Origin of the sequence: Variovorax sp. HW608 (assembly GCF_900090195.1) — a bacterium.
In the GTDB taxonomy this organism is placed as follows: Bacteria; Pseudomonadota; Gammaproteobacteria; order Burkholderiales; family Burkholderiaceae_C; genus Variovorax.
In genome coordinates this window covers 6775155-6797274 of the sequence record NZ_LT607803.1, presented here as the reverse complement: position 1 = coordinate 6797274, position 22120 = coordinate 6775155, and the positions used below count along the sequence as shown (strand labels likewise).

Annotated in this window: 21 protein-coding genes; 8 read left to right on the top strand and 13 right to left on the bottom strand. The window is 68.5% G+C overall.

Annotation, left to right across the window (positions count from 1 at the left end):
• Positions 1-6 precede the first annotated feature (6 nt).
• Positions 7-738: a c-type cytochrome gene (locus VAR608DRAFT_RS32240; protein WP_231973038.1), complete on the bottom strand. Its 732-nt coding sequence runs from the start codon at positions 736-738 to the stop codon at positions 7-9.
• 82 nt (positions 739-820) lie between these two features.
• Here VAR608DRAFT_RS32240 and VAR608DRAFT_RS32235 point away from each other — a divergent pair, with 82 nt between their 5' ends.
• Positions 821-1579 (top strand): DUF1345 domain-containing protein, encoded by a 759-nt coding sequence (locus VAR608DRAFT_RS32235; RefSeq protein WP_088957769.1) that lies wholly within the window; start codon positions 821-823, stop codon positions 1577-1579.
• On the opposite strand, the gene VAR608DRAFT_RS32230 is transcribed toward VAR608DRAFT_RS32235, so the two are convergent.
• From VAR608DRAFT_RS32230 to VAR608DRAFT_RS32220, 3 genes are read right to left on the bottom strand one after another with little or no spacing between them, the layout of a single operon-like run.
• A complete protein-coding gene (locus VAR608DRAFT_RS32230; protein WP_088957768.1) occupies positions 1529-2497 on the bottom strand; it encodes a DMT family transporter in 969 nt (322 codons plus the stop codon). The two genes, VAR608DRAFT_RS32235 and VAR608DRAFT_RS32230, sit on opposite strands and share 51 nt — an antisense overlap.
• Positions 2494-2994, bottom strand: coding sequence for a methylated-DNA--[protein]-cysteine S-methyltransferase (locus VAR608DRAFT_RS32225; RefSeq protein ID WP_088959096.1), 501 nt, complete (start codon positions 2992-2994; stop codon positions 2494-2496). Before VAR608DRAFT_RS32225 ends, VAR608DRAFT_RS32230 begins: the two co-directional genes overlap by 4 nt.
• A 14-nt stretch (positions 2995-3008) precedes the next feature.
• On the bottom strand, positions 3009-4562 hold the full coding sequence (locus VAR608DRAFT_RS32220; RefSeq protein ID WP_088957767.1) for a DNA-3-methyladenine glycosylase 2 family protein: 1554 nt from the start codon (positions 4560-4562) through the stop codon (positions 3009-3011).
• 112 nt (positions 4563-4674) lie between these two features.
• Here VAR608DRAFT_RS32220 and VAR608DRAFT_RS32215 point away from each other — a divergent pair, with 112 nt between their 5' ends.
• Both VAR608DRAFT_RS32215 and VAR608DRAFT_RS32210 read left to right on the top strand, forming a co-directional pair.
• Complete coding sequence (locus VAR608DRAFT_RS32215; RefSeq protein WP_088957766.1) at positions 4675-6057, top strand: phosphomannomutase/phosphoglucomutase; 1383 nt, start codon at positions 4675-4677, stop codon at positions 6055-6057.
• 11 nt (positions 6058-6068) lie between these two features.
• Positions 6069-7442, top strand: a complete 1374-nt coding sequence (locus VAR608DRAFT_RS32210; protein ID WP_088957765.1) for a 3-deoxy-D-manno-octulosonic acid transferase — start codon at positions 6069-6071, stop codon at positions 7440-7442.
• 26 nt (positions 7443-7468) lie between these two features.
• Here the strand turns inward: VAR608DRAFT_RS32210 and VAR608DRAFT_RS32205 are convergent, their stop codons facing one another.
• Positions 7469-8539: an autotransporter outer membrane beta-barrel domain-containing protein gene (locus VAR608DRAFT_RS32205; RefSeq protein WP_157731172.1), complete on the bottom strand. Its 1071-nt coding sequence runs from the start codon at positions 8537-8539 to the stop codon at positions 7469-7471.
• 305 nt (positions 8540-8844) lie between these two features.
• On the opposite strand from VAR608DRAFT_RS32205, the gene VAR608DRAFT_RS32200 reads away from it, so the two are divergent.
• Positions 8845-10089 (top strand): integrase catalytic domain-containing protein, encoded by a 1245-nt coding sequence (locus VAR608DRAFT_RS32200; RefSeq protein WP_088958926.1) that lies wholly within the window; start codon positions 8845-8847, stop codon positions 10087-10089.
• A 325-nt stretch (positions 10090-10414) separates the two neighbouring features.
• On the opposite strand, the gene VAR608DRAFT_RS32195 is transcribed toward VAR608DRAFT_RS32200, so the two are convergent.
• From VAR608DRAFT_RS32195 to VAR608DRAFT_RS32170, 6 genes are all read right to left on the bottom strand, one after another.
• A complete protein-coding gene (locus VAR608DRAFT_RS32195; RefSeq protein WP_088957763.1) occupies positions 10415-11953 on the bottom strand; it encodes a TolC family outer membrane protein in 1539 nt (512 codons plus the stop codon).
• Between the two features lie 150 nt (positions 11954-12103).
• Entirely contained in the window at positions 12104-12439 is a 336-nt protein-coding gene (locus VAR608DRAFT_RS32190; protein ID WP_088957762.1) for a rhodanese-like domain-containing protein, read from the bottom strand.
• A 16-nt stretch (positions 12440-12455) separates the two neighbouring features.
• Positions 12456-13145 carry a protein-L-isoaspartate O-methyltransferase family protein gene (locus VAR608DRAFT_RS32185; protein WP_088957761.1) on the bottom strand — a complete coding sequence of 230 codons (690 nt, stop codon included), beginning with the start codon at positions 13143-13145 and terminating at the stop codon, positions 12456-12458.
• Positions 13146-13165: 20 nt separating this feature from the next.
• Positions 13166-16405 carry an efflux RND transporter permease subunit gene (locus tag VAR608DRAFT_RS32180; protein WP_088957760.1) on the bottom strand — a complete coding sequence of 1080 codons (3240 nt, stop codon included), beginning with the start codon at positions 16403-16405 and terminating at the stop codon, positions 13166-13168.
• Between the two features lie 13 nt (positions 16406-16418).
• Positions 16419-17606 carry an efflux RND transporter periplasmic adaptor subunit gene (locus VAR608DRAFT_RS32175; protein ID WP_088957759.1) on the bottom strand — a complete coding sequence of 396 codons (1188 nt, stop codon included), beginning with the start codon at positions 17604-17606 and terminating at the stop codon, positions 16419-16421.
• On the bottom strand, positions 17603-18277 hold the full coding sequence (locus VAR608DRAFT_RS32170; RefSeq protein ID WP_088957758.1) for a TetR/AcrR family transcriptional regulator: 675 nt from the start codon (positions 18275-18277) through the stop codon (positions 17603-17605). Before VAR608DRAFT_RS32170 ends, VAR608DRAFT_RS32175 begins: the two co-directional genes overlap by 4 nt.
• Before the next feature lie 87 nt (positions 18278-18364).
• Here VAR608DRAFT_RS32170 and msrA point away from each other — a divergent pair, with 87 nt between their 5' ends.
• The 3 genes from msrA (at position 18365) to VAR608DRAFT_RS32155 (ending at position 20302) form a co-directional block, all read left to right on the top strand.
• Positions 18365-18913, top strand: a complete 549-nt coding sequence (gene msrA, locus VAR608DRAFT_RS32165) for a peptide-methionine (S)-S-oxide reductase MsrA (protein ID WP_088957757.1) — start codon at positions 18365-18367, stop codon at positions 18911-18913.
• A gap of 89 nt (positions 18914-19002) precedes the next feature.
• A complete protein-coding gene (locus VAR608DRAFT_RS32160) occupies positions 19003-19311 on the top strand; it encodes an acylphosphatase (RefSeq protein ID WP_088957756.1) in 309 nt (102 codons plus the stop codon).
• Between the two features lie 31 nt (positions 19312-19342).
• Positions 19343-20302, top strand: a complete 960-nt coding sequence (locus VAR608DRAFT_RS32155; RefSeq protein ID WP_443082903.1) for an AEC family transporter — start codon at positions 19343-19345, stop codon at positions 20300-20302.
• A 6-nt stretch (positions 20303-20308) separates the two neighbouring features.
• Here the strand turns inward: VAR608DRAFT_RS32155 and pdxH are convergent, their stop codons facing one another.
• A complete protein-coding gene (gene pdxH / locus VAR608DRAFT_RS32150; RefSeq protein ID WP_172843929.1) occupies positions 20309-20959 on the bottom strand; it encodes a pyridoxamine 5'-phosphate oxidase in 651 nt (216 codons plus the stop codon).
• Positions 20960-21001: 42 nt separating this feature from the next.
• Here pdxH and VAR608DRAFT_RS32145 point away from each other — a divergent pair, with 42 nt between their 5' ends.
• A complete protein-coding gene (locus tag VAR608DRAFT_RS32145) occupies positions 21002-21580 on the top strand; it encodes a nucleotidyltransferase family protein (RefSeq protein ID WP_088957755.1) in 579 nt (192 codons plus the stop codon).
• Here VAR608DRAFT_RS32145 and VAR608DRAFT_RS32140 read toward each other — a convergent pair.
• Positions 21567-22103 (bottom strand): superoxide dismutase family protein, encoded by a 537-nt coding sequence (locus tag VAR608DRAFT_RS32140; RefSeq protein ID WP_088957754.1) that lies wholly within the window; start codon positions 22101-22103, stop codon positions 21567-21569. The two genes, VAR608DRAFT_RS32145 and VAR608DRAFT_RS32140, sit on opposite strands and share 14 nt — an antisense overlap.
• Between the last annotated feature and the right edge of the window lie 17 nt (positions 22104-22120).

The window sequence follows — 22120 nt, the reverse complement described above, 5'->3', positions numbered from 1 at the left end:
ACAGACTCAGTTGTTCAGCGCGCTGCACGCCATCGGCACCGGGCTCGGCGGTGCCGCAATGGGTTTGGGATTCGCGGGCATGGGCTGCATCGCGAGCCAGCTCGCGACCGCGTTGATGTCGGCGGCGGTGAGCTTGCGTCCGACCTTCGTCATGCAATCGGGCTCGAGTGCGTGGCGGTCGTCGGTGAGCCACGCGCCGAGCTGCGACGAAAGATAGAGCCTCGGCAGGCCCACGAGTGCGGGAATCCCCGGCAGCACGCCGGTGAGCGCTTCCCCGTGGCAACGCACGCAGGCCGGGATGTCGCGCCCGGCATCGCCTTCGGACACCAGCGCCTTGCCGCGCGCGAGCATCTCCGGCGTCGCGTCGGTGGTGGCGGGCGGCGCGGGGTAGGGCAACTGGATCGACGCGAAGTAGTCGGCGATCTCGTGCAGATATGCGTCCGACATGTGCCGCACCATGTGCGTCATGTCGGAGTTGAGGCGCCTGCCGTCACGGAAGCTTTGCAGCTGGTTGAAGAGATACGCCGACGGCTTGCCCGACAGCCGCGGGAAGTAGCCCGCCTCCGTGCTCGATCCTTCGCGGCCATGGCAGGCGATGCAGGCGGCCACGCGCTGCTCGATGGTGTCGGGAACATGCCCGGGCGGTGGTGCCGCGAGGGCGGATGTCGCCGCGAGCGTGCAGGCGGCGAGCAGGGCCGCCATGCCGATACGACGCGGGAATCGTGGGTTCTTCTTCATTCGTGGCGAGCGTAACCCGGGGACGGCAATCGCGACAGCCCCCGGCGGGCCGGCGAGAGGGCGGGCTTGCTACAGTGCCCGCATGCGCACACGCTTCGTGATGATGGCCGGCTGGCAGCGCCTGCTGTGTGGCGGGGTGGCGGGTCTTGCCGTGGGCCTCGGACTCCGGTTCCTGCCATGGCGGCTCGATGGCATCGCCTGCGGGCTGATCGGCTGGTGCGTGGGCGCCGCGGTGTATCTCTTGCCCGCGTGGCGGCTGGCCGAGATCTCCAATGCGCAAGGCACGCGGCACAGGGCGCAGGCGCTCGACCAGCCGCGCGCGTCGATCCTCGCGGTGATGCTGACCGCGGTCGGTGTCAGCGCGATCGTGATCGCGATGCTGCTGCAGCGCGTGCCGCATCTGTGCGGGGCGCAGCGCGTGGGGCACATCGCGCTGGGGCTGCTCGCGCTCGCATGCTCGTGGCTGCTGATCCACACCATCTACGCCTTTCACTACGCGCACCGCTATTACCAGGCGGAGTGCGGCGAGCAGGGCCACCAGGGCCACCAGGGACATCTGGCAGGACTCGACTTCCCGGGCAAGGCCGAGCCAGACTACTTCGACTTCCTGTATTACAGCTTCGTGGTCGGCATGACCTCGCAGGTGTCGGACGTGCAGGTGCGGTCGCGTGAGATGCGGCGGCTCACGCTGGTCCATGGCGTACTCGCGTTCGCCTTCAACATGCTGGTGCTGGCCCTGTCGATCAACGTGGTGGCGGCGACCATGCAGGATTCGTCGCCGCCGGGCGGCTCATGCACCGCGTCTTCCGCCGCCGCCCAGCTTGACCAGGCCCGTCGATAGCGCGACGCCGCACACGATCACCACGGCGCAGATCAGCATCCACTGCGTGATCTCCTCGCCGAGGAACACCGCGCCGTAGAACACCGCGAACACCGGCACCAGGAAGGTCACCGTCAAGGCGCGCGCCGGTCCCGCGTGCTCGATCAGCCGGAAGAACAGGATGTAGGCCAGCCCGGTGCACGCTATGCCCACGGCGGCCAGCGCCAGCCAAGCGCGCAGGCTGGGCATCTGTGCGGGCCAGAGCAACAGTGCCGGCAGCACGAGCGCGAGCGTGGCGCCGATCTGGCTGCCGGTGGCGGTCGCGAGCGCGGGCACACCCACCAGATGCTTGCGTGTGAGGCTCGCCGCGAAGGCGTAGCAGATGCACGCGGCGAGGCACGCCGCAATCGCCCATCGCGCCGCGCTTTCGTTCGCGCCCGAGTGGAAACCCGCGCCGCGCCCGGCGAGCATCGCGACGCCGATAAAGCCGATCACCAGCCCGATGATGCGCGAGCGATCCGGCCGGTCGCCGAACCATGCCCAGGCGACGAGCGCGCCGAACATCGGCACCGTGGCGTTGAGCACCGCCGCGAGCCCGCTGTTGAGCGTCAGCAGCGCGAACGCGAAGAAGGCGAAGGGCAGGCCCGAGTTGAGCACACCGATGCCGAGCGCCGGCTTCCAGTGCTGCCGGAACGCCGACCATTGCCCGCGCATCACGAGCAGCGGCAGCAGGAAGACCGTCGCGATCGCCACCCGCACGGCCGCCGTCGGCAGGGCGCCGAACTCGGCCGCGCCGATGCGCATGAAGAGGAAGGATGCGCCCCACAGCGCGGCGAGCAGCAGCAGGTCGACCAGCCAGCGCCGGCTGGCAGCTTGCGCTTTCGATGGGGGAGGGGATGCCTTCGCGGGCGCTGCTTCGTTGGCCGCGTAATCGCTCATGGATGCGCACCTTCGAGTTCGAGCAGCGCGCCCTTGCGCTCGAGGCCGCCCGCATAGCCGGTCAGCGAACCATCCGAGCCCAGCACGCGGTGGCACGGGACGATCACGCTGATCGGATTGCGGCCCACTGCCGCGCCCACGGCGCGCACCGCCGCGGGCTTGCCGACGCCGGCGCTGAGCGCGCCGTAGCTGGTGGTCTGCCTGCTCGGAATCGCGAGCAGCGCGCGCCACACCGATTGCTGGAACGCGGTGCCGTGCGAAAGGTCGAGCGGCAGATCGAAATGCTGCCTGCGGCCGGCGAAATAGTCGGCCAGTTGCGTGGCCGCCTCGCGCAGCACCGGATGGTCGTCGCTGCGCTGCCAGCCCGCCATGTCGGGCGAATGGCGCTGTTGGTCGAACCAGACGCCGGCCAGTCCCTGGTCGGTCGCGGCCAACGTGATGCCGCCGAGCGCACTGTCGAAATGCATGGTGTGGAGGGTGGAACGCTTGAACTTCATGGTGATGAATCCGGTCACGCCGGCATGGGCGCGAGTGGCTCGGCCGACGCAACGGCCGTCGATGAAACTTCGGGCGCAGGCGCGGGGCCGTACCACGCGCGAAGCACCGCGTAGCCGCGCCACGGCCGCCATGCGAGCGAGGCTTCGGTCGCGGCGCGTGCGCTCGTCACGCCCAGCGCCTTCTGCAGCGCGACGTCACCGGCCGGAAAGGCATCGGGCCAGCGCAGCGCGCGCATCGCGATGTACTGCGCGGTCCAGTCGCCGATGCCGGGCAGCGATTGCAGCGCCCCGATCGTCGATGGCACATCGGCGCCCGGATGCAGCGCAAGCCGGCCGTCGATCGCTTCGCGCGCGAGGGCCAGCAAGGCGGCCTGCCGCTGGCGCACGATGCCGAGCTGGCCGAGCGCATCGCCGCTCGCGCCGGCGATGGCGGAAGGCGTCGGAAAGAGCCGGTCCAGTCCTTCGACCGGCGTCGCGATCGGCTCGCCGAAGGCCTGCACCAGCCGTGAGCCCAGCGTGCGCGCCGCCGCGATCGTGATCTGCTGCCCGAGCACCGCGCGCACCGCGAGCTCGAAGCCCTCGACCGTGCCGGGCACGCGCATCCCGTCGCCGTGCGGAAAGCTCGCATGCAATGCGGCATTGATCGCCATCGGATCGGCGTCGAGATCGAGCATCGCGCGCACCCGGCTGATGACGATCGGCAGCACCGTTGCGAGCGAATCGCCCACGCGCAGCATCACCTGCTCGCGTTGCGTGTCGAAGCGAAGCCGCAGCCAGCCTTGCAGGGTGTGTCCGCCGTGCGTGACGCGAAGGGTGCGCGCGAACTCCGGTGCGCCGCGATGGCCGGTGGCGGCCTCGACGCCGCGCAGGGCACGCCGCCCGAAGAAGTCCAGCATCGCGGCACTGTCATAGGGCGGACGGAAACCGAGGCGGACCTCGATGCTTTCGTCCTCGCGGTGGCCGCTCGATGCGCCCGCGCGCCGTAGCGCGCTGGGATTGAGCCCGTAGTGCGCGAGGAAGGCTGCGTTGAAGCGGCGCACGCTCGAAAAGCCGCTGGCGAGCGCGACCTGGGTCATCGGCAGCCGGGTGTCGGCGATGAGTTGCTTGGCCGCGAGCAGGCGCCGCGTCTGGAGGTATTGCAGCGGCGAGACGCCGAACTGCGATTCGAAGATCCGGCGCAGGTGCCGGTCGCTCACGCCGAGCCGCGCGGCGATGCTTGCTGCGCCGGGGCCGTCCTCGGCCCAGGCGTCGGGCTCGTCGATGAGCCGCGCGGCCTGCAGCGCGAGGATGCGCGATGCATCCTCGGTCGACCAGCTCGCCGCGCGCGGCGCGAGTTCGGGGCGGCAGCGCAGGCAGGGGCGGAATCCGGCGGCCTCGGCCTGTGCGGCATGGCGGAAGAAGCGGCAGTTCTCGCGCCGTGGCAGCTTCACGCGGCACACCGGCCGGCAATACACGCCGGTGGAGGTCACGCCGGTGAAGAACGAGCCGTCGAAGCGCGCATCGTGCGCCTTCATCGCCAGGTAGCAGGCGTCGCTCTCGAGTTCTTCAATGGAAGCCGCGCAAGACATGGTTGGATGATACGGTCGGCCCTTCGCAAGAGTAGCCGTTTTCGGACATGTGGCTGCCAAAGGCCATGCCTACAATCGTCCTCATTTTGTGAACTTCCAGGGGTAGCTTTTCATGCAGCTCAGTGCATCGATCTTCAAGGCCTACGACATTCGCGGGGTCGTCCCCTCGACCCTCAACCCGGAAGTCGCCGAGGCGCTCGGCAAGGCCTTCGGAAGCGCGGCGCGGGCCGCTGGCGAGAAAGCCGTGGCGGTGGGGCGTGACGGGCGCCTGTCGGGCCCATCGCTTTCCGAGGCGCTGATCAAGGGCCTCGTGGCCACGGGCATCGAGGTGATCGACGTCGGCGCGGTGACCACGCCGATGCTGTACTTCGCGGCGCACACGCTCTGCACCAGCGGCATCCAGGTGACCGGCAGCCACAATCCCAAGGATTACAACGGCTTCAAGATGGTGCTCGCCGGCCGTGCGATCTACGGCGACGAGATCCAGAACCTGCGCAAGGTGATGGAGACGGGCAGCGCCACGCTCGCCCCCGGCGGCAGCGTGCGCAAGGTCGACATCACCGAGGCCTATACGAAACGCATCACGAGCGATATCAAGCTCGCGCGGCCGCTCAGGATCGTGGTGGATTCGGGCAACGGCATCGCGGGCGCATCGGCCCCGGCGATCCTGCGCGCGATCGGCTGCGAAGTGACCGAGCTCTACAGCGAGGTCGACGGCGACTTTCCCAATCACCACCCCGATCCGAGCAAGCCCGAGAACCTGCGCGACCTGATCGCGGCCCTGAAGGCCGGCGACGCCGAACTGGGACTGGCCTTCGACGGCGACGGCGACCGCCTCGGCATCGTCACCAAGGACGGCAGCAACATCTTTCCCGATCGCCAGATGGTGCTGTTCGCGCAGGACGTGCTCTCGCGCGTGCCGGGCGCGACCATCGTCTACGACGTCAAGTGCTCGCAGCGCCTCGGCCCGGCCATCGAGGCCGCGGGCGGCAAGCCGATGATCTACAAGACCGGCCATTCCCTCATCAAGGCCAAGATGAAGGAGATCGATTCGCCGCTCGGCGGCGAGATGAGCGGCCACATCTTCTTCAAGGAGCGCTGGTTCGGCTTCGACGACGGCACCTATGCGGGCTGCCGCCTGCTCGAAATCCTCAGCAAGAGCCCGAACGCGAGCGACGTGCTCAACGCGCTGCCGACCAGCTTCTCGACGCCCGAGCTCAACGTGAAGTGCGCCGAAGGCGAGCCGCATGGGCTCGTCGACCAACTGGTCGGGACGGCGAAGTTCGAGGCGCCGGCCAAGGTGTCGACCATCGACGGCCTGCGCGTGGATTGGCCTGACGGCTTCGGGCTGATCCGCGCGTCCAACACCACGCCGGTGCTGGTGCTGCGCTTCGAGGGCCAGACCGATGCGGCGCTCAAGCGCATCGAAGGCGAGATGCTGGCCCTGCTCAAGCAGGTGAAGCCCGACGCTGCCCTGGCCGAGGCCGCACACTGAGTTCGCCCGGCGTGCGATCGCTGCTGCTGCGCCTCTACGGCGCCTTCACGACGATGGCCAGGCCGCTGGTGCGCCGCAAGCTGCGGCGGCGCGCGGTGGCCGAGCCCGGCTATGCGGTGGCCGTGGAAGAACGCTTCGGTCACTACGACGAATCGGCCCAGGGCACCGGCTGGTGCTGGATCCACGCGGTCTCGCTCGGCGAGGCGCGCGCCGCCGGCATCCTGATCGCCGAACTGCGCCGGCAGATGCCCGGCATCCCGATCCTCTTGACCAACGGCACCGCGACTGGGCGGGAAGAGGGCGCCAAGCTGCTCGAGCCCGGCGATCTGCAGGTGTGGCAGCCATGGGACTCGCCTGAGGCCGTCGCGCGTTTTCTCGACCGCTTCCGGCCCCGCATCGGCGTGCTGATGGAAACCGAGGTCTGGCCCGAGATGACGGCTGCCTGCGCGGAACGCCGCATCCCACTGGTGCTCGCCAACGCGCGCCTGAACGAGAAGTCGCTCGCCGGCGCCGAGCGCCTCGCCTGGCTCGCGCGGCCCGCCTATTCGTCGCTCGCGGCGGTCTGGGCGCAGACCGAGGCCGATTCGCACCGGCTGGTGTCGCTCGGAGCGAAAGTCTCGGGCATCTTCGGCAATCTCAAGTTCGACGCCACGCCCGATGCGCGGCAACTGGCGGCGGCGGCCAAGCTGCGCACGCAGCTCCCGCGGCCGGTGATCGTGTTCGCGAGTTCACGCGACGGCGAGGAGCAGCAGTTGCTCGACGTGCTCAAGCGCTTCGGCGCACTGGCGCCGGTGCCGCCGGAGCGCGAGGGCGTGCAGTCGATCGTCAAGCGGGTGCATGACGTGCAATGGATGATCGTGCCGCGGCATCCGCAGCGCTTCGACGAGGTCGCGGCGCTGATCGAGTCGAACGGCTTTGCGGTGGCGCGGCGCAGTGCCGCCGGTGCGCCGACGGAGTCCGAGATCTGGCTCGGCGATTCGCTCGGCGAGATGGCGCTGTACTACGGCCTCGCGGACGTGGCCCTGCTCGGCGGCAGCTTCGAGCCGCTCGGCGGGCAGAACCTGATCGAGGCCGCGGCATGCGGTTGTCCGGTGATCATGGGGCCATCCACCTTCAACTTCGCCGAGGCGGCCGAACTGTCGCTCGCCGCGGGTGCCTCGATGCGTGTGCCCGACATGGAACATGCGGTGACGGCGGCGCTCAAGCTGGTCGAGAAGACCGAGCGGCGCGAGGCGATGGCGCAGGCGGCGCTGGCGTTCGCATCGTCGAACCGCGGCGCGGCCGAGCGCACCGCGACGGCGCTGCTCGCGATCGCCGAAAACGCGGCGGTGACGGAAGTGGCGTCACCGCCACCGGAAGAGCGCGCCGAGCCGAGCCTCGACTGAACGCCAGCAAGACCGGCGTGCGGCGCCTACCAGGCGTAGCGCATGCCTGCGCGCACCGTCCACGCCTGATAGGACTGCTGGCCCCACTGCATGCCGAGGTCGCCCCAGGCGGCCATGCCTGGTGAAACATCGACGTTGACGCCGGTCTTAAGCTCGTAGCGATTGCTCGGGTAGAGCGTGCTGGACGAGTAGGTATTGGCGATGACCTCGCTGCTCGACTCGTCGTGCCACCAGTTCGCCGCAGCGTACGGACGCAGCTTCATGCCCCAGGCCTGGAAACCTTCCGGCTGGACGCGCACCCCGAGCCGCGACATCCAGCCGTTGCGGCGCAGGCCGTCGACGGTGGTGAACTGAGTATCCGCCAGGTTGTAGTTGTTGCTGCGCAGATAGATCACTTGCCCCTGCGGCTTGATCGTCCAGGGGCTCGTGTCGCCAAGCTGCGACGAATAGCCGGCTTCGGCGGACGCCATTCCGGCGTTCGAAGGGTAGTTCGTGCGATTCACCCAGGGCGCCTCGGCGCTGTTGTCCATCCAGGCGACCTGGCCGTAGACGTCGGCGTACCAGCCGAGGCGCGCGCGGTCGTCCTGGTACCAGGTGCTGTAGACGCCCGCGCTGCCGCGGCTCGTGCGGCTGGTCGCGTCGAAGGCGTCACCGGACGAACCGGCGCCGGTCCGGCCGGGGCCGTAGCCGGCCATGGCGCCCAGGTGCAGCTTGTCCGTGCTGTTGAAAAGCGACCACTGGCTCGCATCACCGCCGAAGCGCGCGGTGCCGGTGCGGCTGTCGGTCCTGAAACCCGACGCCCCGACGGTCGAACCCAGTCCCTGGCCGGCCACGCGCACCGTGAGCGGGCGGGCGCCGGAGCCATCGGCGGGCGACTGGCCGGTGAAACGCGACGCATCGCCCCAGCGCTCATCGAGCGAGTGGACGAACAGGATGCCCGAGGTCTGCTGATCGCCGAGGTAGGCCGCCGCCACGGACGGTCTGGACGGGCCGTTCGGCGCGCAAAGGCTCGTCGATCCCGCCGCCGGCGGGCCGCACTGCGCGAAAACCGCGTAGCTGCCGGCGCAAAACAGGGCCGCGGCGACTCGTGGCAGCACGGGTCGCCCCAACCTCTCCCCAGTTTTTCTCGCCTTGCGTGCAAGTACACAACGCATGGTGAACCCCCATCCGGGCAAGTCCGGCGATTTGTAAGAACCGTCAGGAAACGGATCAGCCCGCGGACATTCTGCTTCGGATCGGCGGCCGAAGCCAGCCCCAGTCTTGTCCAACGAGGTGTGAGCCTGGAGCCGGGCTCGTGATTCCAGTGGGAAATGAGCCTGGCGGGAGCCTGCAGCGGCGGTTGAGCGGCTGACGGGCAGCCTGCCGACGGGCGAGTCGATCATCGAGGCGAATGGTGATCGACATGGACGAGGCGCAAGTACGCACGGTGGAACAGGTGCGCCAGGTGCTGGCAGGGACGCAGGAACTGCGGTTTCGCGCGGCTCAGGACGATGAGGGGCGCTACGGCTGGGTTGCGACTGTGCTGCGGCGACTGGGGTACCGCCAGCTGGGTCGGGCCGACAAGGGCGCGGTATTGGCCTACCTGCAGCGTTTGAGCGGCTACAGCCGTGCCCAGGTGACGCGGCTGGTCTCGCGCTGGATGGCGGGCAAGCCGCTGGTGAAGAACTACCGCGCGCCCGAGCACGCGTTTGCACGGCGCTATACGGCCGCTGACGTGGCGTTGTTGGCCGAGGTAGATCGCGCCATGGGCACGCTGTCGGGGCCGGCCACGGCATGCGTGCTGCGCCGCCAGCGCGATGTCTTCGGCGACACGCGGTTCGAGCGACTGGGATCGATCTCGGTGGCGCACTTGTACAACCTGCGCAACGATGCGAGCTATCGCGCCCAGCGCGTCGTGCTGACCAAGACGCGCGGCGACAAAGCCGTGACGATCGGCGTGCGCAAGGCCCCCGCGCCAGATGGCCGCCCCGGATTCATCCGCATCGACAGCGTGCACCAGGGCGACTTCGACGGCGCCAAAGGCCTGTACCACATCAACGCGGTCGATTGCGTCACGCAGTGGCAGGTGGTAGCCAGCGTGCAGACCATTGCCGAGAACCACCTGCTGCCGGTCATCGAGCAGATGCTCGCGCAGTTCCCCTTCGAGATCCTGGGCTTTCACGCCGACAACGGCAGCGAGTACGTCAACCACCGCGTGGCCGCGATGCTGGAGAAGCTGCGCGTGGAGTTCACACGCAGCCGCCCGCGCCGCAGCAACGACAACGGCCTGGCCGAGACCAAGAACGGTGCGGTCGTGCGCAAGATCTTCGGCTACGAGCACATCGCGCAACGCCATGCGGGGCGCTTCAACACCTTCTGCGTCGAGTACCTCAACCCGTTCCTGAACTTTCACCGCCCGTGCCTGTTCGCCACCGAGGTGGCCGATGCGAAGAAGCCTGGTCGCATCAAGCGCGTGTACCGGCCCAAGGACGCGATGACGCCACTGGACAAGCTCTCAAGCCTGCCCGATGCGGCAAAGTTTCTGCGCGAAGGCGTCACGCTCGAAGAGCTGCAGCAGCTCGCCCGAGCGCTCAGCGACGTTCAGGCCGCCCAGGAGCTGAACGAAGCGCGCGCAGAACTGTTCCGACGCGTGCCCGCTCGCGCGTAGCTGCGCGCCCCGCCAGGCAAGACACAGCATGTGCTGCTGCGCAGCAAGACCCACAAGCAGGGGGAAAGCCTTCCCCCTTGGCGCCCCTTCAGGGTGGTCTGTGGACAAAGCTCAGCAAGCTGTAGCTTTGCCCACAGTCTCACGGCTGCGCCGCGCCTGTACCCCCTTCTGCGTTCAAAAGAAGTCCAGAACTGCCCCTCACTACACTGCAGGCTGTCAACAACGGATCGACTCGCTTCGCATCGCCGTTCTCAGGCTGCTCCAGGCTCATACCTCATTTGGAAAAGACTGCCCCCGCCGCTATGCCGAGGCGCAAATTGCCGCGTCAGCGTGTTGGCGGGGGGACGATGGTCGGCGGCGGCAGGGGCGCACCCATGCCCGGCGACTGCTGCGGATTGACCAGCGGCGTCTGCACCGCCGGTGGCGCGAAGGGCTGGGTGGGCGGCACCGGCACCGGGCTTTGCGTCGCTGCCGAGGGCTGGTTCGGCGATGCCGCGCTGGAGCCGCCCGCAGGGCCGTTGGTCGCGAGCGTGTTGTTGATGGCCTGCAGGTCGTCCTGCTTGAGCGAGCCGTTGGCCTGCCGCAGCTTCAGGTTGCCCACCAGCACGTTGTAGCGGGCCACCGCGAGGTCGCGCTTGGTCTGGAAGAGCTGGCTCTGCGAATTCAGCACGTCGATGTTGATGCGCACGCCGACCTGGTAGCCCAGCCGGTTGGCGTCTAGGGCGCTCTGGCTCGATGATTCGGCGGCTTCGAGCGCCTTGACCTGCCCGGCGCCGGAGACCAGCCCGAGATAGGCCGACCGCGTGGCCTGCGACACGCTGCGGCGCGTGGATTCGAGGGCCTGGCGCGACTGCTCCTCGAGGGCCAGCGTTTCCTTGACGCGGTTCTCGGTCGCGAAGCCGGCGAAAAGCGGCAGGTTGAACACCACGCCGATGCTCGCGGCACGCACGTTCACACGGCCGGTGCTGGTGCTGGTGGTGGTGCCCATTGGGTTGTTCGTGGCGTTGTAGCCGAGCTGCGCGTCGAGCGTCGGCTTGTGGCCGGCGCGCGCCTTGTCGACTTCGAGCGAAGCCACGTCGACGCTGAGCCGGGCCTGCTGGATCGCCGGATGCGTCGCATCGGCCTCGGAGACCCAGGCTTCCATGTCGGCCGGGAGCACCGCCGGCAGAACGACAGGGCCGGCGAGCGGGATCGGGTTGGTGCCCGGTCGGCCGACGAGCTGGTCGAGCGCGATCTTCTTGACCTGCAGGTCGTTCTCGGCCGCGATCTCCTGCGCGATGACGAGGTCGTAGCGGGCCTGCGCTTCGCGCTGGTCGGTGATGGTCGAGGTACCGACCTCGAAATTGCGCTTGGCCGAAGCGAGCTGCTCCGCCGTCGCGACCTTCTGCGCGCGCACGAGCGCGAGCGTGTCCTGGCTCGACAGCACGTCGAAATAGGCCTGGCTCACGCGCACGATCAGGTCCTGCTCGGCGAGCGTGAGCGTGTCCTGGGCCATGTCGACCTGCCGCTTGCTCTGCTCGTACGCGGCCCAGTTGGCGGGGCGGTACAGCGGCTGTGTCGCGTTGATGCCGGCGGTCTGCGACGGGAGCCCGCGGCGGATGCTCGCGTTGGTGGTCGAAAGCTCCTGCTCCGTCGAGGTCGCATTCGCCGACAGGCCGACCTGCGGAAGAATCCCCGCCTTGGCCTGCGCGGCCCGCGCAACGCTCGCGTCGTATTGCGCGAGCGCACCCTGGTACGTCGCGTCGTAGCTTCGCGCCGATTCATACACATCGATCAGGCTCTGGCCATGGGCCGGCAGCGCGAGCGCGCCGGCGAACATCGCCGCGAGCGCCGCCGAAAGGGGATGAGGCCTGGGAACGGGCATGAATCGTCCTTGAAGTCAGTGGCTTGGTTCTTGTTCAGTTGGTTCAGCAGCTTCCAGGCCAGAAACCCCACGGAACCGGCTTGCCGGTCCGCCGGTGCTGCCCCCGGCCGGGGGTTGGCGCGCGCGACATGAAGTGCGCGCAGCCGAGCATCAATACCGTTTTACGGAAGGGTCGTGGCCAGCCCACGCATCGATCCCGCCCGCGATGTTCGCGACCTCGGTGAAGCCGTTCTGCACCAGGAAGGCCGCGACCCGCAGGCTGCGCGCGCCGTGATGGCACAGGCACGCGATGCGCTGGTCGGCGTTGAGCTCCGAGATGCGCGCCGGGATCTCGTTCATCGGGATCGTCGCGAGCGTGAAGCCCTTGGGCTGGACGCTGGCGGTCTGCAGTTCCCAGGGCTCGCGCACATCCAGCACGACCGGCGTCGCGCTGGGGTTCCGGGCGAACCAGTCGGCAAGCTCGGCCGGGCGGATTTGATCGATCATGAAACAAAGAGGTGGGTCAGAAGTTGAAGCGCGAAGGCACCGGGAAGTTCAGGAGGCGCGGCGCGACCGTGTCCCAGGGCTGCACCGTGTCCCACTTGCCTTCGCCGACGCGGGTGACGAAGTGGGCGCGCATCATCGGCTCGTCGCCGACGATCGCCGCGAGGCGGCCGCCCATCTTCAGCGAGCCGAGCAGGCCCTGCTGAATGCGCGCGACCGAGCCGCTGAGGACGATCACGTCGAAGGTCGGGCCGCTGGGCAGCGGTTGCGCGCCGTCGGCGTTGCGCACCTCGACATTCATCACGCCGTTGCGGCGCAGGGTCTCGGCGGCGGTCGAGGCCAGCTTGGAATCGATCTCGAGCGTCAGCACCTGCGCGGCGCGCTGCGCGAGCAGGGCGGCCATGAAGCCGGAGCCGGTGCCGATCTCGAGCACGGTCTCGTGCTTCTGGATGCGCAGGTCCTGCAGCATGCGCGCTTCCACCTTCGGGGAAAGCATGCACTGGCCGGGCTCGCGGGCGGTGGCGACGTCTTCGAGCGGAATCTCCATGTCGAAGAAGGCCAGCGCGCGATGCGCCTGCGGCACGTAGTCCTCGCGGTGGATCTTGGCGAGGAGGTCGAGGATCTCGAAATCGAGCACATCCCAGGGACGGATCTGCTGTTCGATCATGTTGAAGCGAAGGTGCTCCAGATCAGGGGTGGCGGCGTTCATGTGCTTTTCCTAGGTGGGGCTCAGGACAAACCTTCCATTTTAGGGGGCGCCTCCGACGCCGCCGTGACGCTGGCCGGCTTCGGCTGGCGGTGCCACAGGCGGCGCGCCCAGTTCGCAAGGTCGTCCATGTAGCAGTAGACGACCGGCACCACGACCAGCGTCAGCAGCGACGAGGTGATGACGCCGCCGATCACTGCCTGGCCCATTGGCGCGCGCTGTTCGGAGCCCTCGCTGATCGCGAAGGCCAGCGGCACCATGCCGAAGATCATCGCCAACGTGGTCATGAGGATCGGGCGCAGCCGCACGCGGGCGGCGAGCAGCAGGGCTTCGGAGCGCGGCAGTCCCGGCACGGGCTTGCCCTGGTCGTCGACGCCGGGCTCGCGCGAACGGATCGCGAAATCGACCAGCAGGATGGCGTTCTTGGTCACAAGGCCCATCAGCATCACGATGCCGATGATCGAGAACATCGAGAGCGTGGAGCCGAAGACCAGCAGCGCCAGCACGACGCCGATCAGCGTCAGCGGCAGTGAGGTCATGAGCGCCATCGGCTGCAGGAAGCTCTTGAACTGGCTCGCCAGGATCATGTAGATGAAGATGATCGCGAGCGCCAGCGCCGAGACCGCGTAGCCGAACGACTCCTGCATGTTCTTGGTCGAGCCGCTGAACTGCCATCCGTAGCCGGGCGGGAAGGCGATGTCCGCGAGCGCCTTGCGGATGTCGGCCGACACCTCGCCCGCCGAGCGGCCGTCGACGTTGGCGGTGATCGCGACTTCGCGCGAAAGCGCGCGGCGGTTGATCTGGTTCGGGCCGGTGGATTCGCGAACATCAGCCACCTGCGCGAGGCGCACGATGCGGCTCGACCCGTCGGCGTTCGCGCCCATCGCGGTGCTGATGAAGGGCAGCCGCGCGAGGTCTTCGGGCGAGTTGCGCACTTCCGGCGCGAGGCGCACGTTGACGTCGTAGGTCTGGTCGTCCGGCGCGCGCCAGTTGCCGACGGTGGTGCCGGCCACCAGCGTGCGCAGCGAGGCGGCGATCGGCGCCACGCCGAGGCCGAGGTCGGACGCCGCATCGCGCCGCACCACGACGCTCACCGTCGGCTTGTTGGGCTTCTGGCTGGTGTCGAGATCGACCAGGCCGGGGATCGGGCGGATCGCGTCCAGCACCTTCTGCGTGAGGCGCTCGAGTTCGTTCAGGTCCGCGCCCTGGAGCGAGAACTCGATCTGCTTGTTGCCGCCGACCGAGTCGCGCAGGCCCACGTGCGTGACCGTGATGCCCGGGATCGTGCGCAGCCGCTCGCGCAGCACCGTCGACATCTGGTCGACGCTGCGCGTGCGCGCCCGGCGATCGACCAGCCGCACGTAGATGCTCGCGTACATCTTGCCCTGCGCGTCGCCGGTGTTGATGGTGGTGAGCGTGTAGCGGACCTCGGGCATCGCGCGCAGCAGCGCTTCGACCTGCCGGGCCTTGGCCTCGGTGACTTCGAGCGCAGAGCCGACCGGCGTGTAGAAGCTGATCGTGGTTTCGGAATAGTCCGCCTTCGGCACGAACTCGGTGCCCAGCAGCGGCACCATGAAGATGCTGCCGACGAAGATGCCGATCGATGCGAACACGGTGGCCAGCTTGTGCTTGAGCGCCCAGCGCAGGATCGACTGGTAAGCCTCGGCCAGCCGCTCGGTCGCTGCCTCGAACCAGCCGGTCACGCGGCCGATGGTCTTGTCGTACATGGTGACCTGCGCAGCCATTTCGCCGGGCTTGCCGTGCCTGTCGATCGAGGGGTCGTGCCAGATGCTCGACATCATCGGATCGAGCGTGAAGCTCACGAACATCGAGATCAGCACCGCAGCCACGATGGTGATGCCGAACTCGTGGAAGAACTTGCCAATGATGCCCTCCATGAAGCCGATGGGCAGGAACACCGCGACGATCGACAGCGTGGTCGCCAGCACCGCGAGGCCGATCTCCTGCGTGCCGTCGAGCGATGCCGCGTAGGGCAACTTGCCCATCTGCACATGGCGCACGATGTTCTCGCGCACCACGATCGCGTCGTCGATCAGGAGGCCCACGCACAGCGACAGCGCCATCAGCGTGACCATGTTGATCGTGAAGCCGAACATCGCCATGAACCAGAAGGTGCCGATCAAGGCGATCGGCAGCGTGAGGCCGGTGATGACGGTGGAACGCCACGAGTTCAGGAACAGGAACACGATCAGCACGGTGAGCGCCGCGCCTTCGATCAGCGTCTGCCGCACGTTCTGCACCGCGACGCGAATGGGGCGCGACGCATCGCCGATCGGCTGCAGCTTCACGCCCGCGGGCAGTTGCGGCTGGATCTCGGCGATGGCCTTGGTGAGGCCGTCGACCACCTGGATGGTGTTCTCGTCCTGCGCCTTCTGCACCGACAGCAAGAGCGTGCGTTCGCCGTTGTAGAGCGCGAGGCTGTCGAGTTCCTGCGCGCCGTCCTTGACGGTCGCGACCTGGTCGACGCGGATCGGCGCGCCGCCCTTGCGCATGATGATGATGCGGCCGAAGTCCTCGGGCCGCTCCATGCGCGCATCGACCTGCACCACGCGGTCCTGCTCCAGCGATCGCACCGAGCCCACCGGCAGCGCCTGGTTCTCGTTGCGCACCGCGTCGACCACCTGCGTGGCGCTGACGCCGAAGGCTTCCATCGCCTGCGGGTTGAGATAGATGTTGATCTCGCGCTTGGTGCCGCCGACCAGTGTGACCGAGCCGACGCCACGGACGTTTTCGAGGCGCTTCTTCAGCACCTGGTCGGCCCAGTTGGTCAACTCGACCGCGCTCGGTTGCTTGTCCTTCTGCCCTTCGGGCAGCACCGCCACCGACCACACGGCGCGCGATGCCGGATCGAAGCGCAGCACGCGCGGCTCCTTCACCTCGTCGCGGAAAAGCGGCCGCGCCGACGCGACCTTCTCGCGCACGTCATCGGCCGCCTTGCGCCCGTCGACGTAGAGCTGGAATTCGATGATGACGACCGACTGGCCTTCGTAGCTGCGCGAGGTGAGGGCGTTGATGCCGGCGATCGAGTTGACGCCTTCCTCGACCTTCTTGGTCACTTCGCTCTCGACGATCTCGGGCGAAGCGCCGGGGTATTCGGTGATGACCACCACGACCGGGAAGTCGATGTTCGGGAACTGGTCGACCTGCAGGCGCTGGTACGAGAACGCGCCCAGCACGACCAGCGCGAGCATGAGCATCGTCGCGAAGACGGGGTTCTTCAGGCTGACGCGGGTGAACCACATGGCGCTGCGTCGCTCAGGGCGCGGTGCGGGCCGCCGTCGGCGTGCCGCCGGTGGCTGCCACAGGTGCGAGGCGCACCGCGGTGCCGTCGCGCAGCGTGCCGACGCTGCCGGCCACCACCACGGCGCCTTCGTCGATGCCGCGCACCGCGATCATTGCCTGCCCATCGGCCTGTCCGCGCAGCCCGGTCTCGACCTGGCGGTGCGCGATGCGGCCTTCGGTCACGAGCTGCACGTAGGGCGTGGGCTTGTCGGTGCGAACGGCAGTGAGGGGCAGGGCGAGCGTGTCGGTGCGGCCGACGTCGATCGAGCCTTGCGCGAACAGGCCCTGGCGGAAGCCGGTGCTGCGATCGAGCTCGAGGTAGACGAGCACGCTGCGGCTGCCCGCCTGGGCCGAGGGGTTCACGCGCACGACAGTGGCACCGACGCTGCGTTCGCCGCTTCGGGGGTCGATCGCACCGCCGCCTTCGATCTGCAGCGTCGCGCGCTGGCCGACGCGCACCGCCACCGAGTCGGCCGCGGCCAGGGTGGCTTCGACTTCGATGCGGCTGAGGTCGACCACCTCGATCACCTTGGCGTCGATGCCCACGCGCTCGCCGGATTGCGCGAAACGCTGTGACACCTGTCCATTGATGGGGCTCTTCAGGACCGTGTCGTCGAGCGACTTGCGCATCACGTCGACCGCCGCCAGCGCGGCGCGGTGCGTTGCCAGCGCGGCATTGAGATTGGACTGCGAGGTGTCGAGCGCGGTGCGCGAGATGAAGCCCTGGTCCACCAGCGCCCGGTTGTTGTCGTAGTTGCGCTGCGCGACTTCGGCCTGGGCGCGAGCCGAGTCGGCCTGTTCCTGCGCCTGGCGCATGCGCGAGTGGAATTCGATCGGATCGATGCGCGCGATGACCTGCCCGGCCTTGACCGTGTCGCCTTCGCGCACCGTGAGGCCGATGAGCTCGCCGGCCACGCGGGCCTTGACCTGCGCGGAATCGACGGCCCGCAGCGTGCCCGAGACGGCGTGCGTTTCGGCGAGCTCGCGCCGCCTGGCGCGGACCACGTCGGCGGCCGAAAGCTCGATCACGGTTTCAGCCGGCTTCGCGCTGGCCGCGGCGGCCGCCTGGTGCGCCCTGCGCGCGCCGATCGCGCGCAGCACCCCGCCGACGACGAGCACGAGGATGAGGGCCACGACGACCCATTTGATGGAGCGCTTCATTCCGCCGCCTTGGGCTTGCACAGCCCGTTGAGCACGATGTCGGTCTGGATCGCGAGGTATTTCTCGGGGTCGAAGTTGGATTCTCCATCGACGCAGATGGGCGCGGAGTGTTTCCACAGCATCAGGAAGACCATGGGCGAGATGACGGCGTAGATGGCGTTGTCGACGTCGACCGGCGCGAATTCGCCGCTGTCGACGCCGCGCCGGATGATGCGCCGCAGCAGCGTGTGACCGGGTTTGACCACCTCGCGGCGATAAAACTCCGCCAGTTCGGGAAAGTTGCGGCCCTCGCTCAGCATGAGCTTGGTGAGGCCGGATGCCTTGGTCGATCCGACGCGCTCCCACCAGATGCGCAGGCAGTAGCGCAGCATGTCGATGGTGGAGCCTTCGAACTCATCGAACTCGCGGTTCCACTCGGTGAAGCGGCCGGCGAGGTTCTCGACCACCACTGCCTTGAAGAGCTCTTCCTTGCTCGGGAAGTAGAGGAAGAGGGTGCCCTTGGAGACGCCGGCGCGGGCTGCGACTTCCTCGGAACGGGTGGCCGCGAAGCCTTTTTCGACGAAGAGGTCGAGCGCCGCCTCGAGCAGCTCGCCAGGACGGGCTTCCTTGCGACGTTCGCGCTTGGCGCGAACGGTACAGATCTTGTCGCTGAGGAATCGGGGCGCGGGCATGGGGCGTTAATGACTGGCGGGTTAGTAATGTAGTGAGGGCCTTGGTTCGCGTCAAGCCGCCACAATGTGGGGTACTCGGAGTACCCCATGACCCACCCCACTCAAACCGAAACCATCGTCCTTGGCGGCGGCTGCTTCTGGTGCACCGAGGCAGTGTTCGACCGCGTGCGCGGCGTGCTCGACGTCGAATCGGGCTACAGCAACGGCCAGACAGTGAACCCGAGCTACGAACAGGTCTGCACCGGCCGCACCGGGCATGCCGAGGTGGTCAAGCTGGTGTTCGACCCCGAGGAGATCTCGCTGCACGAGATCCTGGAGATCTTCTTCGTGGTGCACGACCCGACCACCCTCAACCGGCAGGGCAACGACGTCGGCACGCAATACCGCAGCGGCATCTACTACACGAACGACGAGCAGAAGCGGGTGGCCGAGGAGGTGATCCGCGAGATCGCCGACAGCAAGACCTACCGCGCGCCCGTCGTGACCGAGGTGCAGCCGCTGGCCAACTACCAGGCCGCCGAGGCCTATCACCAGGACTATTTCCTGAACAACCCGAACCAGGGGTACTGCGCCTTCGTGGTCGGTCCCAAGGTCGAGAAGTTCCAGAAGACCTTCGCGAAGTACCTCAAGGACTGATCGCGGCGGGCTCGCTCACCAATTGAAACTTGGCGCAGCGACCCTGTTCGACGATGCTGCGGGCTTCATCCGGAGCAGGAGCCGTGGCGATGGAATCTGCGGAAAGAAATGGCCCAGTGGACTGCCGCCTGATCCGGGTGGTCGGCAGGGTGCAGGGCGTGGGCTATCGCCAGGCCTGCGTGCGCCATGCCCGCGGGCTCGGCATCACGGGCTGGGTCCGCAACCGGCTGGACGGCTCGGTCGAGGCCATGCTGCAGGGCTCGCCGAACCAGATCGCGCACATGTGCGACTGGCTGCGCACGGGGGTGCCGGGTGCGTGGGTGTCGTCGCTCGAAGTGAAAGAGGTGCAGCGGCCCTTCGACCGCTTGGCCGCGTTCGAGTGCTGGCCCACGGTGTGAGCCGCGCGGCTTGCGCCTTGCGGGCGCGGATATGCTCGCGGCGGTGAATGCGACCGCCCTTTCCTCCCTGCTTCCCGTTGTCCTGCTCATTGCCGTCGGTTTCGTGGCGGGGCGCCGAGGCTGGATCGGCGGCGGTGCGGTGCGCGATCTGTCGAACCTGATCTTCCTGCTGCTGGCGCCGGCGCTGCTGTTCCATTCGATGAGCATGGTGCACGTCGAGCAGCTCAGCCTGCGCCCGGTGGCCGCGTACTTCATCGCGGCGGGGCTCATCTTCGCAGGCACGCTGTTCTGGCGCGGCTTCAATCGCACGGCGGCGGTGCTCGCGCTCGCCAATACCTACAGCAACACCGTGATGATCGGCATCGCGCTGATCGGACTGGCCTACGGGCCAGAGGGCACGGTGGTGCTGCTCACGCTCATCTCGCTGCACTCGCTGGTGCTGTTGACCAGCGCCACGGTGGTCCTGGAGCTTGCCGTGGCGCACGAGCAGGCCTCGGCGAGCGGCGAGGCGAGGCGCCCGATCATGCGCATCGTCGGGCGGGCGCTCTACAACGCGATCATCCATCCGGTGCCCCTCCCGATCGTGGCGGGGCTGCTGTTCGCCCAATCGGGCCTGCGCATGCCCGATGCCATCGACATGACGATCGGGCTGCTCGGCGGCGCGTTCAGCCCGGTGGCGCTGGTCATGGTGGGCATCACGCTGGCGCTGACCCCGGTGGGCAGGCACTGGCGCGGCGCGCTGGGGCAGGCGCTGATCAAGAACCTGGTCCACTCGCTGCTGGTCGCCGCGCTCGGATGGATGCTCGGGCTGCGCGGATTGCCGCTGACCGTGATGGTGGTCGCGGCCGCGCTGCCGATCGGCGCGAACGTCTTCCTGTTCTCGCAGCGCTACCGCACGGCGGAAGAACTGGTGACGGCGAGCGTGGTGGTTTCGACGGCGCTGGCGCTGGTCACGCTGACGGTGGTGATGGCGCTGGCGGGCCGGCTCTGAGCCGCCTCAGGGCGCGAGCCGCTCCCGCACCCACTCGCCGCCTTCGAGCCGATAGCGCAGCCGGTCGTGCAGCCGGCTCTTGCGGCCCTGCCAGAACTCCCAGCGGTCCGGCACGAGCCGGAAGCCGCCCCAGTGCGGCGGGCGTGGCGGCGAGAGCAGGTGCTTGGCCGCGTAGACGGCGGCGTTCTTCACCAGCACGTCGCGGCCGCTGATGACTTCACTCTGCGGGCTCGCCCAGGCGCCGATGCGCGAATCGAGCGGACGGCTCGCGAAGTAGGCGTCGCTTTCGGCATCGCTGACCCGCTCGACCCGGCCCTCGATGCGCACCACGCGCTCGAGCTCGACCCAGTGGAACTGCAGCGCGGCAAAGGGATTGCCGGCGAGGTCCTGCCCCTTGCGGCTCTGGTAGTTGGTGTACCAGACGATGCCGCGCTCGTCGTAGCCCTTGATGAGCACGATGCGGGTGGAAGGGCGCAGGTCGCCGCTGACGGTGGCGAGCGTCATCGCATTCGGCTCGGGCAGCTTGGCGTCGATGGCCTCGGCGAGCCAGCGCTCGAATTGCTTCAGCGGGTCGGCGGCGCTGCTGCCTTCGTCGAGTTCGGCACGCTCATAGCTTTTGCGCAGCGCGGCCAGCGCTTCTTTTGGGGAGCTGATCATGGGGGCCATTGTTGCGCAAGCCAGGAGGAGATACTGCGCGGCATGAATGCCGCATCCCCGCCGTCCAGCCTGCCCACTGTCATCGTCCTCGCCTCGGGTCGCGGCGAGCGGTTCCGCGCCGCGGGCGGCGCCGGCCACAAGCTGCACGCGCCGCTGGCCGGGGCGACGGTGCTGGAGCACACGCTGGCTGCCGTGCGCGCGAGCGGCCTGCCGTGGCATCTGGAAGACGCCGGGCATCCGGGCATGGGCGATTCGATCGCCGCTGCCGTGCGCGCGACGGCGGAGGCGCAAGGATGGCTGATCCTGCCGGCCGATCTGCCGCTGGTCCAGCCCGCGACGCTGCGGGCGGTGGCGCAGGCATTGCAGGGCGCGGTGCAGGCGGCGCAGCCGAGCTATCGCGGCGTGCGCGGGCACCCGGTCGGATTTGCGGCGCCGTGCGGACCCCGGCTTGCTGCCTTGTCGGGCAACCCGGGCGCGGCGCCGGTGCTGCGCGCCCTGCGCGAAGCGGGGCAGGTCGCCGAACTCGAGCTCGACGACATCGGCATCGTCACCGACATCGACACGCCCGAAGAGTTGGCGCGCGCCGAAGCCCTGCTGCGGGAGCGGCTCAGCCGCGGCTGATCACGCCGCAGGCGACGCGCGGGCCGGAGTTGCCGGCCGGCTGCGTCGTGAAGTCGTCGCGGTCGCGATGCACCACGACCGCGCGGCCGACCACGTTGTTGGCGGCGCCTTCGGTCAGGGAGATGGCATGCACCTCGACGCTGAAGCGCGCCATGCCGCTCGCATCCGCCACGAGGCTCGGCAACTCCCCGGCATGGCTGCCGGGGGCGGCGAACTTTCCGTGCGTGCCGCCCAAAGGGTTGAAGTGGCCGCCCGAGGCATTGCCGTTGTCGCCGCAATCGCCCTTTTCATGGATGTGGAAGCCGTGTTCCGTCCCCGGCGGGAGTCCGCGCACTTCGCCGGACACGCGCACGCCATGGTCCAGCGGCGTGAAGCTCACCTTGCCCATGGTCGGATTCGGCGAGATCGCGCCGGTCGGTGCGAGCGCGGCCGTGGCCCCCGCGCCCTGGCCCATGGTGCCGCAGGCGGTGAGCGTGCCGGCGGCAACGAGGGTGGCAGCGAGGGCGATGATAGGGCGGGACATGGGAGCTCCTTGAATGT